Consider the following 11,760-nt stretch of genomic DNA (forward strand, 5'->3'; position numbering starts at 1 on the left):
GGAGGCATCTAAACTAAATGGGTAGAAAAACAAATGTGGTCCTTACAGTAGGTGCGGCAGGAGTTGCCGCGTGGGCAGCTTCCAAAGTTGTCGCAAAACCGGTACCACGTGAAGGTAAAAAAGCACTCGATTTCGATAATCCAGTCATTCTTGCCCACCGAGGTGGACTAGCAGAGGCTCCTGAGAATACATTGGCCGCATTTTCAAAATCGGCCGAGCTTGGCGTACATGGTTTTGCAGTTGATATCCGGTTAACAAAAGACGAGGAAATCATTGTTTTTCACGATGAATTTGCAGATCGAACAACAGATTTCTCTGGAAGAATTGCCGACTATAGCCTTAGCGAATTGAAAATGGCTGATGCAGGTTATCAATTTGAAGATGAGGATGGAAATCATTCTTACCGTGGAAAAAACGTAGAAATTATTACCCTTCGTGAACTAATACAGAAGTTTCCGCATATGCTAATTGTTATTAATCTAAAAGATTCTCCTGATACATACGAAGGTAGCTTGATTCCTTCCAAACTTTGGAGACTTCTTGAAGAGCTGGGTGCTGAAGACTGTGTCGCAGTAACAAGCTCATATGATGAACAGACCGACAGATTTAACTTGTACGCACAAAACAAAGTTGCAACCGGTGCGGGTGATAACGAAGTAAAAAGAGCATACGCCTCTTTTACAAGCATGTTCGGTCATCTTTATAGTCCACGTGCAGACTTGTTCAGAATTCCAGAAAAACTGGGCGTATTTTCTCTCGGCACTGAAAGTTTCATGAAGTTTCTTACCCAAATTAATATTCCAGTTTATTTTGAAGGTGTGAATGATAAAGAGTCGTTCGTTAAACTTTTACATGTTGGAGCAGCTGGTTTCATCACAGACAGACCGACCGTCGCGATGAAAATTGTCCAAGATAACGTAGGCGATTAAACAAAAAACAGGTTGCATCCATGTCGACTTTCCGACATGGATGCAACCTGTTTTTTTATGTCTAGACTCCCTAAGCTAGATGGCACTTACGTTTTTGTTTTTGCTTAGGAATTTATAAATTCTCGGACTGTGGATAACCTGCGAAAGATGATGTTTTACGTCTAGACTCCAGCACCTAGAGGCTCGGGGGCCTGCAGGATGCAGGTCATGCAGTTGTTGCGACACGACGTCGCGAACTTAGACTGCCTTCCTTTACCCGTCTTATGCCTGTCGCCTCTGAACACGCGCTTACGCTTTTGTTTTTGTCTAGCTTCAGCGCTTTTCTTTCTTTAAGCCGAACATGAACAGCCTCCGCCGGTGCCGCAACTTCCTCCGCAAGATGAGTCGGAAAAGAATGCACTGCCAGCCGGAACTATTACTTCATCCGAAACCGATTTAGCGATAATTGAACCAATTTCGTCAAATATAAATTGAACGTCATTCTCAGCCAATCGAAGAGCCGCAACCCGTTCGTTCATATCAAGCTCACGTTTTTGTACGCGGATGCTTTTCATTACTATATTATGATCCGGATGGTATCTTCCGAATCGTTGAACTTCTTCATAACGTTCCTTCATTGCCGTGAACTCTTGAATCGACTTCACAAGTTCTTTGTCTGAATAGACATCATCATGGGCTTTGCGGTATTCAGCCACCGCTTCAGAAGAGAGCAACATTGCCGTTAAGTCTTCTGCATCTTCAATGATGGTGATCCATTCGTCTGTCATCATAGAATGATCCCCTCCAATCATCCATTTATCATAACAGAAGAGATGGTAAACTTGCATCTATTCCATATTTATTTCTTTAATATCCAAAAACGTTTTTTCAGAAAGAGCACGTGCTGCTTCTTCGAGATCAGAAAATGGTATCAGACCATCAGCCGTGTGCTGCGATTTTTCATGACCTTTTCCAGCAATTAGGACGATATCACCCGGCGCCGCGCAAAAAATCGCTTTTCGTATTGCATATTTCCGATCTAGTTCGGCTTCAATCGCCGAACATTCACCTCCGAAACCCTCCATAATATCCGAAATAATTGCTTTAGGATCTTCATTTCTTGGATTATCTGATGTAACAATGACAATTGAAGAATACAGGACAGCGAGTTCACCCATCTCAGCTCTTTTTCCTTTATCTCGTTGGCCGCCGCACCCAAAGACTGTAATTAGTCTCCCATAACACGAATTGGATAGCGTTTGCAGTACCGCTTCGAGCGCATCTGGCGTATGAGCATAATCTACGTAAACTTTTACACCATCGCGCTCTAGTTGCTGCAATCTACCTTCTGGAAGCTGTAACAGTTCGCAGTGCAGCAAAATATCATCTAAGTAATAGCCAAGGACAAGAAGTGCACTAATTGCCGCTAATGTGTTCATCCGGTTATAATGACCCAGTATATCAGGATTCATTTTTAGTTCTGGGACTTGGACGTCTGCTGACGAATTCGTCCCAAAATAAACCAGTGGAACAGTTGCATTTTGAACCATTTTCACACATTCTTTATCATCATTGTTAACAATGAATGTTTTCGCCATTTGAATTAAACGCTTTTTCGCATTTATATAAGCAAACTTTCCACCATGTTCTTCGTAATGATCAGTCCCAATATTCAATAGTATTCCAATATCGATATCACAATGATCTAAACGATTCGAAGACAATCCAAGTGATGATGCTTCAAGAACAATATGACTAACATTTTCATCAACACATTTCTTTAATAAAGGATGGAGGTATTCCGCGGGTAATGTTGTCATTTTGGGGCATTCATAATCAATCTTAACGCCATCGATAAAAATGCCTGTCGTACCGATAACAGCCACCCGATTTCCAAATTTGCTTAATAACTGACCGATGAAATGTGTAACTGTCGTTTTTCCATTTGTTCCAGTCACCGCAATCATTTTCATTCTTTTGGCAGGATTACCAACTAATTGCGCACTTGCATGAGACATGAACTTTGTGCAATCCGAAACCGTAATGACAACAACATCAGCTGGTATTTCTGTCAAATTCGTTCTATCAATAACAATAGCTGCAGCACCTTGTTCAATCGCTTTTCTAATATACTTCACACCGTCGCTTTGATTACCTTTCCTGGCTACAAACACGCATCCTTTCTTTACCCGTGAAGAATCTTCGGTTATTCCCGTGACAACAGTCCTGAGTTCCCCACCACTGACTGTACAAGGCCAGTCTTTTATAAGCTCCGTTAAAAACAGCACCACTCTCCCCTTCCCGAACATTTTTCTGTGAAAATGAATATATTGAGAGCGAACATACTTTATCGTATGAAAAGAACTCAATGAACGTCACGAAGAAAGTTGGGAGCCTTATGATCATCCAGAAATTCGGTGGAGTAGCAATGAAAAATGAAGAAATGAGATTGAATTGCATTAACCATATAAAAGATGGACTAAATGAGTTTGGCGATGTCGTTGTTGTCGTATCTGCTATTGGTCGCTACGGCGATCCTTATTCGACGGACAGCCTTCTTCAGCTTACGGATGCTTTTTCATCTTCAGCAGCCGCAAGCGACCTTGCAGTGTCCTGTGGCGAACTCATCGCTGCCGCAGTTATATCAGCCGAACTAACACGAGCAGGTGTCCCCAACATTGTCCTGCATGGCATTAAGGCTGGTATAATGACTGTTGGAGAATTTGGGGATGCTACGATTGACCACATCGACCCTGCGTCCATTGCTGAAAACCTTAAACAAACCCGTTGTATTATTATTCCAGGCTTTCAAGGGATCGATAACAACGGGCATGTCATGACACTTGGGAGAGGTGGCAGCGACTTGTCTGCAATCGCGCTTGCAGGAGCACTCCAAGCGTCCCATGTAGAGTTTTTTAAAGATGTACCTGGCGTTATGACTCATGATCCGCGCAAAGTGGAGAACCCCCGTAAACTGGACCTGCTGAAGTTGGACGATTTCATACCACTTCTAGATTGTGAAAGGCCAATCATTCAAAAACGGGCTGCATTACATGCAAAAAAAACGGCGACACCTCTTTATATAAGAGGTGTCGCCAGTACGGAGACAGGAACTTGGATTATTCCTTGAGCAGCAATGAACTTCATTGCTGCCTTTTTTCTTCTGCAAGCTCACGAATCATAACCTGTGTATAATATTTTCCATATGCACCTGTCCCTAGATGTGTGACTTCCTTTTCAAGCAAGACATCACGGTGCGCGGGAGAATTAAGCCAACCATGGACTGCCTCAATTGCATCCACATAGTTGAAAGCAATATTTTCCCGTGCTTTACGATGTTCAATTTCTGCCTCTTTTAACCTATCCGCAAGATTACCGGTCACAGGAGATTCATGGGAAAAGTAATTTTCAAGCGCCATATCCTCACTATGTTTTCGTGCTACAACAGCAAGATCGTAATCACTCAAAAGTTCATTCAATTCATGGTTTTTCCTATAAATATTAGTTAAACTGAAGATTTGACGCTCCATTGCACGATCTACTTCCATCTGCATTGTTGACGATGGCCGATCCGCACTAACGATTTCCCCCATATAAGCCATGTCATAGGGCTGGTGCAGAATTAGTGTAATTGGATCAATAAAACGTATCGCTTCCAAATCCCCATCCACACCGTCGATATAAAGCTGCGCATAGACATTCTCATATTCAATAAGCAGCCTATTATTCACATCATCCCCGTTCAATGTAAATGTATAGATACTTTCTCCAATTTGTACAGCCACTTCTGACTCCACAATCGTAAATCGATAGATGTCTTTCACATCCTGCCCAATCTCAAAAGGCTCAATATCGGAGGATAAATCTGCAGTATAAACTTGATTTACTTTTCCTTCCCAAACGCCTACCATTAACTGTTGATCTTTATCGTATATCCACCAATCGTAACCATAGTCTGAGGGTTCAATTCGATCTGGCTTACCCAACTGCTCAAATAGACTGTCTACACTCTTACCGACAAACAGGGACAGGCCCGATTCAGGCCGTGCAGCTTGCGGTAGCGGTAAACCATCCCCACTTCCAGGCACTGGGATCGCCGTCCCATGTTTCACAGGCGACTCAAGCGGTTTATTTTCTTTCACTCGATCATCCATAATATAAAATATCAAAAGGACGATGATGAGTAGAATTATTATTTTCCAAAGTGCTTTCATTTTTCGACCTACTTTCTTGAGTATAAAGTTTAGTCAGTTCTTATAAGGATAATACTACTAAATGATTTCTTCTTTCATTATACTTCGTCTATCTGTGAAAAATGTTAAGTATTATCTTATTTATTAAATCATACGTTTGTTGACACAATGTTGTCATTGCAACTGCTGGTGATTTGTTCTATTATAAATAGGTATAGGGAATTGGCTCAACGATATATAAGGAGGATATAAACTATGTATATTGAAGATACAGGCATTGAAAATATTGTTACTGACTTATCAATACTTGATGAAATCATGTTAAAACACGACCTTGTCCGCGCAGGTCAATGGGACTACGAACGCGCAACATTTGATAAGAAATATATGATCAAAGAAGGCACGTTTTATTTGCGCGTATTCAGTTATACAACTGATGGCGATGTTGATACACGCCAAGCGACTATGATCCTTAAAAAACCAGTTGTCGGCAAGCATTACTATCCACATGGCGTTGAATACGGCGAAGGGGAACATTTCCCTGAAAGCCTTGTCAAAGACTGTGTTGCAACACTAAAAGCAGTAAGCGAAGCACTACAGCCTTATAATCTTAAAAAATAACTATGTAATAACCGCCGGAGAACTCAATGTTCTCTGGTTTTTTTTATGTTTATTTACCTTTTTACTTTTCCCGACTAATCAATTGCCCATATTTTGGCTATAATTGAAAGAGTGAATAGTTTGGGGGAATAACCATTGGCAAAATGGCTTACAACACGAAACATTAGTATCATACTCATTATAATTTTTATTACTATAACTTTCATCTTTATCATTCCGATATCAATACCAATCATTTTTGCACTTCTTACGGCTTTACTGATTGACCCAATCGTTAGACTTACCGAAAAAAAGTTTAAATGGAGTCGAAAAACGTCGGTCATTTCAGTGTTCATTTTTATCCTAGTTATTTTAGCTTTGTTCTTCTATTATGCAGTCACTCAGTTAGTGGGTAAAATCATACATTTCACAAAGGTAGCACCTGACTATTTCAATTCGCTATCCGGCGTCTGGATTGATGCGCAAAGCAAATTATTCCAATTTACATCTGGAATGCCAAAAGATGTTGTCACTGCAATACAGAAAGAATTCAAAAACATATTCGAAACTATTCAAGAATCAATTCTGGGTTTACTCAGTTACGATAAGATTATGGCTCTAATGACTGAAGTTCCAAATTTCCTTGTCAACTTGAGTGTTTATATCATCGTACTTTTCTTATTTATGCTCGAATTACCTGAATTAAAGAAAATGTTATTTAGACACTTGACTACTTCTACGGCAGAAAAAGCACGGTTCATAATCGCTAAACTAAATTCTGCTTTTTTCGGTTTTATGAAAGCACAGTTTATTGTCAGTTTTATTATTCTTGGAGTTGCTTTTGTCGGACTGTTTTTAATTACACCTAAATATGCACTCATCATGTCCCTCACAATTTGGATTATCGATCTAATCCCCATCCTCGGATCAGTTATTGTCCTTGCGCCCTGGTCACTTTATCAGTTCATCAGCGGCGATATCGCAACAGGAACGAAACTTGCGATTTTGGCAGCAATCTTACTCATCATACGAAGTACAATCGAACCTAAAGTGATGGGATCTCAAATCGGCTTATCACCGCTCCCCACACTAATCGCTATGTTTCTTGGACTGAAGCTATTCGGCTTCCTCGGATTATTTATTGGACCATTAGCTGTCATTCTCTTTACAACAGCCCGTGAAGCCGGAATCTTCAAAATCAATTTCAGGATTTAAACAAAAACGCTTTCACATATTCGTGAAAGCGTTTTGTTCATTAAAAACCAAGTATTGCTTTAAACATTGACGTTACTTCCCCACCCTTATAAAAAACATAAAGAAGTAAATAAACAGCAACACCTGTTATTGCTGTGAAGAACCAAATAACACTCGTGATTGGACCAAGCTTCCGATGTCTGACCAAATTATTCTTCAATCCTGCATTAATCGTCACCACACCAAATACTGCTCCTGTTGTCGCAAGTATTATGTGGAAAATAAGGAAAATCGTATAATAGATTTTCAAATTCTCCGGACCGCCAAACGACGTATTACCAACCAATATAGTTCTCGAAACGTAAATGATTAAAAAAAGAATTGCTGATACCGCGGCTGCCAGCATCGTTTTCTTATGCGCTTCAATTTTCCTTTTACGAATTAAGTTCCATCCTATTGCAACTAGTACTGCTGATAAAACAATAAAAAACGTACTTATTGTAGGTAGAAAGGGCAGATTCATTCATTATTCCCCCGATTTGTAAAGTTTCCCTATATCTGTATATGTTGAATTAAATAATCCCATTGAATCTGTTGGCGACAGAAGGCTCCCCTTAAAAGGTGCCTTCGCTGTTTATATAAGTATTAAGATTTTCAACTTATAGCCTATTATCTATATAACGTCATTTTTTGACGTTCCAATAACGCGTTGGCAGTAATTTCTTCTGCATTGTCCTGCTCTTCTCTATGCCATTTAATAAAAATACTACCTAGGACACCAACATAAATGATTTCTTGGAACACTTTCATAATAATTCCACCAAGTTGCTGATCAACTAATGTAGGCATATTGGTAAATAATTCAGGACCTGAAATGCCTAAGCCCGCTAATCCTGAAAGTGTACTTGCGGGCACACAAAGCGCCATTGCCCGTAACCAAGATTCGCCAGATTTATATGTTTCATAAACAGGTACATCTACGAAAATGATAAGGGAACATGCAGGAGTGATCAATATTGCACTTAAAATAATATAACCTATTTTTTTCAAGCCATGAAGCTTCGGCTGTCCCTTCAGCGTATTAATGATTGGCCACCAGAAAAACACCGCCGCAACAAATAACGTGATAGTAAAAATTGTGTGCAATGGAGCACTTAATTTCACATTATCTAAAATAAGTGGAATATGGTAAACGGAAAACATACCACAGAATACCAATAGACTGAGAATCGGTTTAGTAAAGAAAGTTATTATGCGGTCAAGAATCCCAATATCAAAAACTTTTTTCCACATCCAGTTAGGAATCCCCATCATGATTAATGGAGCAACCACAAGCAATAGAACCGCCATTTGAACCATGTGAATTGAAAATAAGATATGTCCAAGTAAATCTACAGGTGAACCTTTGACAACATAAAGTATAACCATCCCGGACATGAATAAGATTATTTGTTTTCTTGTAACGGGATACGTATCCTGAAATCGATGACGCATTTTAGTCGTCAATAATAAATATAAGGCCATACCAAGTATGATAATTAGTAAGAACCACGGACTCCACAAAGCTCGGAATCCAAATATACTTAAAGGCATTGCCATCGCTCCCTTTTTTAAAGTCTTTCTTTATTATAAAACTAATAGCGGTGTAACTCAATGTACGAACTATGACAATTGATAAGAAAAGTGCAAGGCGCCGTCCAGCCCTAACAGGCAGATATGAAAAGGAAGGCAGTCTAAGAGCTCCCCGTGTTGTCTTAAACGGCTTCTTGACTACCTCCTCACTTGGGCAACGAGGAGGTAGTCAAGAAGCTACCAAGGAGGAATGAACGGCTTATGATCTAGGAGGAAACGCAGCCTAAGTGCGCCACTTTCTGAGGGCCTCCGGGCGGTTGGAGCTAGACACTGTTCCATGTTGAAAAACTTATACTTTCTAAGCTTTTAAAAAAAGAAAAAGCCTATGGAGAATAAAATCTTCCATAGGCTTTCTCGTCTATTGATATTACCACCAAACAATTGCTACAAACGTTAACACAACAATGAATCCAAAAATGGCTCCCGTATACATGAACATTTGTGGAATACCATGTCCTTTTTCATTCATGTGCATGAAGTAATACAACTGTAAGCCAACTTGCACAGCTGCAAAAAGCAGAAGCGTTGGGATAATCAAATACTTAGAAAATCCAGCTACGTCAGCTTGATAAGCCATAACCATTGAAAATGACATAATCGTTAAGAAAATCATAAGCGAGAACATCATAATCTGACCGCGCATTGACTTACGTGCGCGTCTTTGACCTAAGTTAAATTCAGCTGGTGACTTTTTATAAACTTGAACGTCCGACATATTAACCTATCACTCCCATCAAGTAGACTACAGTGAAGATGAATACCCAAACAACATCGATAAAGTGCCAGTATAACGAGAATGTATAGTACTTAGGCGCGTTATACAAGTTCAGTCCGCGCTTGGAGTTACGGAAGATGAGTAGCGTAAGCCAGACAAGTCCGATCGCTACGTGGAAACCGTGCGTACCAACAAGCGTATAGAATGCAGAACTAAATGCACTGTTATCAAATGTAAAGCCTAAATGTATATAGTGTACAAACTCATACACTTCGAGCGCAAGGAAACCAAGCCCAAGGAATGCAGTAATGACAAGCCATAGCTGCATTTTCTTGAAATCGTAGTTTTTCAAATGATACATCGCGTATACACTCGTCAAAGATGAAGTTAATAAAAGCAACGTCATGACGAAGACAAGCGGTAATTCAAAAAGCCCTTGTGTCGAAAATTCAAATCCACTTGGTCCTTTGTTCTTTAAAGCAAGATAGGTCGCAAAAAGCGTTGCGAACAAGATTGTCTCTCCGCCAAGGAACAGCCAGAATCCAACAAATTTATTCTTTGCCTCTAACGTTGCTTTTTCCGGATGATCAGGCCACGTCTCAGGGGTGAATTTTTTATTCAAATCCATTATTTTTGTCCCCCTTTACGTTTCATATCTCTTAAGATGTCTTCTTTCTTAACATAGAAGCCAAGATCGTCTTTCAATGAACGCATTGCCATAGAAGCGAAAGTCCATATAAGACCAATTACTAGAACTGCCATTCCCCATGATTCCTCAGTACGGAACATTGCTCCAAATCCTGCAATGAACAGACCTAAACTTAACATGAATGGAATGAAAGAACCGTTCGGCATATGGATATCTTGAACAGGTTCAGCCGGAGTAATTCCCGACAGATTACCTTCCATTTTTTCGATGTACACTGTATCAAGACCACGTACAAGTGGAGTCTGCGCAAAGTTATAGAATGGCGGTGGAGATTCAATCGCCCATTCTAGCGTACGCCCGTCACCCCAAGGGTCATTTGCTACACGTACGTTTTTAATTGAAGTTACGATAATGTTATAAACCATAATCGTAATCCCAATAGCCATTAATAGTGCACCTACAGAACTAATTAAGTTTGCTGAGTTCCAACCTTGACCATCCATGTATGTAAATACACGGCGCGGCATTCCCCAGAAGCCTAACCAGTGCTGAATTAGGAATGTTAAATGGAAACCGATGAAGAAGAACCAAAATGTAACTTTACCAAGTGCTTCATTTAGCATTGTACCGAACATCTTCGGCCAATATAGATGCGTACCCGCAAGTATACCGAATACAGTACCACCAACTATTACATAGTGGAAGTGAGCAACAACAAAGTATGTGTCATGCAATTGGTAATCAAGTGGTGCAGTACCTAGCATAACACCCGTAACTCCACCCATAACAAACGTTGGGATGAAGCTCAACGCCCAAAGCATTGGTGTTGTTACTTTAATACTTCCGCCCCATATGGTGAGCAACCAGTTAAATATCTTAACCCCAGTCGGTATGGCAATAGCCATCGTCGCTACAGAGAAGATCGCGTTTGCTGTTGGCCCAAGACCAACTGTAAACATATGGTGAGCCCAAACCATGAAGCCTAGGAATCCAATAAGGACGGTAGCAAATACCATCGCTGAATAACCAAATAGTCTTTTTCGAGAGAAAATTGTGAAGATCTCCGAGAAAATACCGAATGCCGGTAAAATCAGAATATATACTTCAGGATGACCAAATATCCAGAATATATGCTCCCATATTATGGTATTACCACCCATCACAGGATCGAAGAAGTTAGCACCAAACATTCTTTCAAATGTCAGAAGGAAAAGTCCTACTGTAAGTGGTGGGAATGCGAACAGAATCATAGCTGACGCAACGAACGTAGTCCATGTGAATAATGGCATACGCATATACGTCATCCCTGGTGCACGCATATTGATAATCGTTACGAGGAAGTTAATCCCCCCTAATAACGTACCACCACCGGCTATTTGAAGTCCTATTGCATAAAAATCAACACCATGTCCTTCAGATGCCATTGCAAGTGATGCGTAAGATGTCCAACCTGCATCAGGAACTTGACCAAAGAACCATGATACGTTTAAGAATACTCCACCGAAGAAGAACATCCAAAAACCTAGTGAGTTAAGAAATGGGAATGCTACATCACGCGCTCCAATTTGGAGTGGCATAATGGCGTTCATAAATCCAATTAATATAGGCATGGCCGCCAAGAAAATCATCGTCGTTCCGTGCATCGTAATAATTTGGTTAAATATTCCCGCACTGACGAGATCGTTGTTTGGCGTTAAAAGTTGCAAACGAATGATCATTGCTTCTATACCGCCGACTATGAAGAAGAATCCTCCACCTAGGAGATAAAGGATACCGATCTTCTTATGGTCAACTGTTGTAAGCCAATCCCATAGCGTTGCGCCAAAACCTCTTTTTTGAGCAACTGAACTCAATTTGTTTACCTCCTCT

At 40.3% G+C, this 11,760-nt stretch carries 12 protein-coding genes; 4 read left to right on the plus strand and 8 right to left on the minus strand.

Annotation, left to right across the window (positions count from 1 at the left end; genetic code table 11):
• Positions 1-17: 17 nt before the first annotated feature.
• Positions 18-929 carry a glycerophosphodiester phosphodiesterase family protein gene (locus H7992_RS17800; protein ID WP_187045456.1) on the plus strand — a complete coding sequence of 304 codons (912 nt, stop codon included), beginning with the start codon at positions 18-20 and terminating at the stop codon, positions 927-929.
• A 329-nt stretch (positions 930-1,258) separates the two neighbouring features.
• On the opposite strand, the gene H7992_RS17805 is transcribed toward H7992_RS17800, so the two are convergent.
• Both H7992_RS17805 and H7992_RS17810 read right to left on the minus strand, forming a co-directional pair.
• Positions 1,259-1,699: a YlbF/YmcA family competence regulator gene (locus tag H7992_RS17805; RefSeq protein ID WP_255428471.1), complete on the minus strand. Its 441-nt coding sequence runs from the start codon at positions 1,697-1,699 to the stop codon at positions 1,259-1,261.
• A 57-nt stretch (positions 1,700-1,756) separates the two neighbouring features.
• On the minus strand, positions 1,757-3,196 hold the full coding sequence (locus H7992_RS17810) for a UDP-N-acetylmuramoyl-L-alanyl-D-glutamate--2,6-diaminopimelate ligase (RefSeq protein WP_187045457.1): 1,440 nt from the start codon (positions 3,194-3,196) through the stop codon (positions 1,757-1,759).
• Positions 3,197-3,306: 110 nt separating this feature from the next.
• Between H7992_RS17810 and H7992_RS17815 the strand changes: the two genes are divergently transcribed.
• Positions 3,307-4,038, plus strand: coding sequence for an amino acid kinase family protein (locus tag H7992_RS17815; protein ID WP_067214025.1), 732 nt, complete (start codon positions 3,307-3,309; stop codon positions 4,036-4,038).
• 13 nt (positions 4,039-4,051) lie between these two features.
• Here H7992_RS17815 and H7992_RS17820 read toward each other — a convergent pair whose 3' ends face one another.
• Positions 4,052-5,122 (minus strand): CAP domain-containing protein, encoded by a 1,071-nt coding sequence (locus H7992_RS17820; protein ID WP_187045458.1) that lies wholly within the window; start codon positions 5,120-5,122, stop codon positions 4,052-4,054.
• A gap of 234 nt (positions 5,123-5,356) precedes the next feature.
• Between H7992_RS17820 and H7992_RS17825 the strand changes: the two genes are divergently transcribed.
• Positions 5,357-5,722, plus strand: coding sequence for a YugN family protein (locus tag H7992_RS17825; RefSeq protein WP_067211539.1), 366 nt, complete (start codon positions 5,357-5,359; stop codon positions 5,720-5,722).
• 135 nt (positions 5,723-5,857) lie between these two features.
• Complete coding sequence (gene ytvI / locus H7992_RS17830; RefSeq protein ID WP_187045459.1) at positions 5,858-6,916, plus strand: sporulation integral membrane protein YtvI; 1,059 nt, start codon at positions 5,858-5,860, stop codon at positions 6,914-6,916.
• A gap of 40 nt (positions 6,917-6,956) precedes the next feature.
• On the opposite strand, the gene H7992_RS17835 is transcribed toward ytvI, so the two are convergent.
• The 5 genes from H7992_RS17835 to ctaD form a co-directional block, all read right to left on the minus strand.
• On the minus strand, positions 6,957-7,418 hold the full coding sequence (locus H7992_RS17835; protein ID WP_067211545.1) for a DUF420 domain-containing protein: 462 nt from the start codon (positions 7,416-7,418) through the stop codon (positions 6,957-6,959).
• Between the two features lie 146 nt (positions 7,419-7,564).
• A complete protein-coding gene (gene ctaG / locus H7992_RS17840; protein ID WP_067211548.1) occupies positions 7,565-8,488 on the minus strand; it encodes a cytochrome c oxidase assembly factor CtaG in 924 nt (307 codons plus the stop codon).
• A 406-nt stretch (positions 8,489-8,894) separates the two neighbouring features.
• A complete protein-coding gene (locus H7992_RS17845) occupies positions 8,895-9,242 on the minus strand; it encodes a cytochrome C oxidase subunit IV family protein (protein WP_067211550.1) in 348 nt (115 codons plus the stop codon).
• A 1-nt stretch (position 9,243) separates the two neighbouring features.
• Positions 9,244-9,870: a cytochrome c oxidase subunit 3 gene (locus H7992_RS17850; RefSeq protein WP_067211552.1), complete on the minus strand. Its 627-nt coding sequence runs from the start codon at positions 9,868-9,870 to the stop codon at positions 9,244-9,246.
• Positions 9,870-11,744, minus strand: coding sequence for a cytochrome c oxidase subunit I (gene ctaD / locus H7992_RS17855; protein WP_187045460.1), 1,875 nt, complete (start codon positions 11,742-11,744; stop codon positions 9,870-9,872). The genes H7992_RS17850 and ctaD overlap by 1 nt, the downstream gene beginning before the upstream one ends.
• Positions 11,745-11,760 lie beyond the last annotated feature (16 nt).

The organism is Sporosarcina sp. resist, assembly GCF_014302295.1.
GTDB lineage: Bacteria > Bacillota > Bacilli > Bacillales_A > Planococcaceae > Sporosarcina > Sporosarcina psychrophila.

Bases quoted from the DNA above. Each gene is read 5' to 3' on its own strand.
- H7992_RS17800 (WP_187045456.1), top strand. From the start codon at position 18: ATGGGTAGAAAAACAAATGTGGTCCTTACAGTAGGTGCGGCAGGAGTT.
- H7992_RS17805 (WP_255428471.1), bottom strand. From the start codon at position 1,699: ATGATGACAGACGAATGGATCACCATCATTGAAGATGCAGAAGACTTA.
- H7992_RS17815 (WP_067214025.1), top strand. From the start codon at position 3,307: ATGATCATCCAGAAATTCGGTGGAGTAGCAATGAAAAATGAAGAAATG.
- H7992_RS17820 (WP_187045458.1), bottom strand. From the start codon at position 5,122: ATGAAAGCACTTTGGAAAATAATAATTCTACTCATCATCGTCCTTTTG.
- H7992_RS17825 (WP_067211539.1), top strand. From the start codon at position 5,357: ATGTATATTGAAGATACAGGCATTGAAAATATTGTTACTGACTTATCA.
- H7992_RS17835 (WP_067211545.1), bottom strand. From the start codon at position 7,418: ATGAATCTGCCCTTTCTACCTACAATAAGTACGTTTTTTATTGTTTTA.
- ctaG (WP_067211548.1), bottom strand. From the start codon at position 8,488: ATGCCTTTAAGTATATTTGGATTCCGAGCTTTGTGGAGTCCGTGGTTC.
- H7992_RS17845 (WP_067211550.1), bottom strand. From the start codon at position 9,242: ATGTCGGACGTTCAAGTTTATAAAAAGTCACCAGCTGAATTTAACTTA.
- H7992_RS17850 (WP_067211552.1), bottom strand. From the start codon at position 9,870: ATGGATTTGAATAAAAAATTCACCCCTGAGACGTGGCCTGATCATCCG.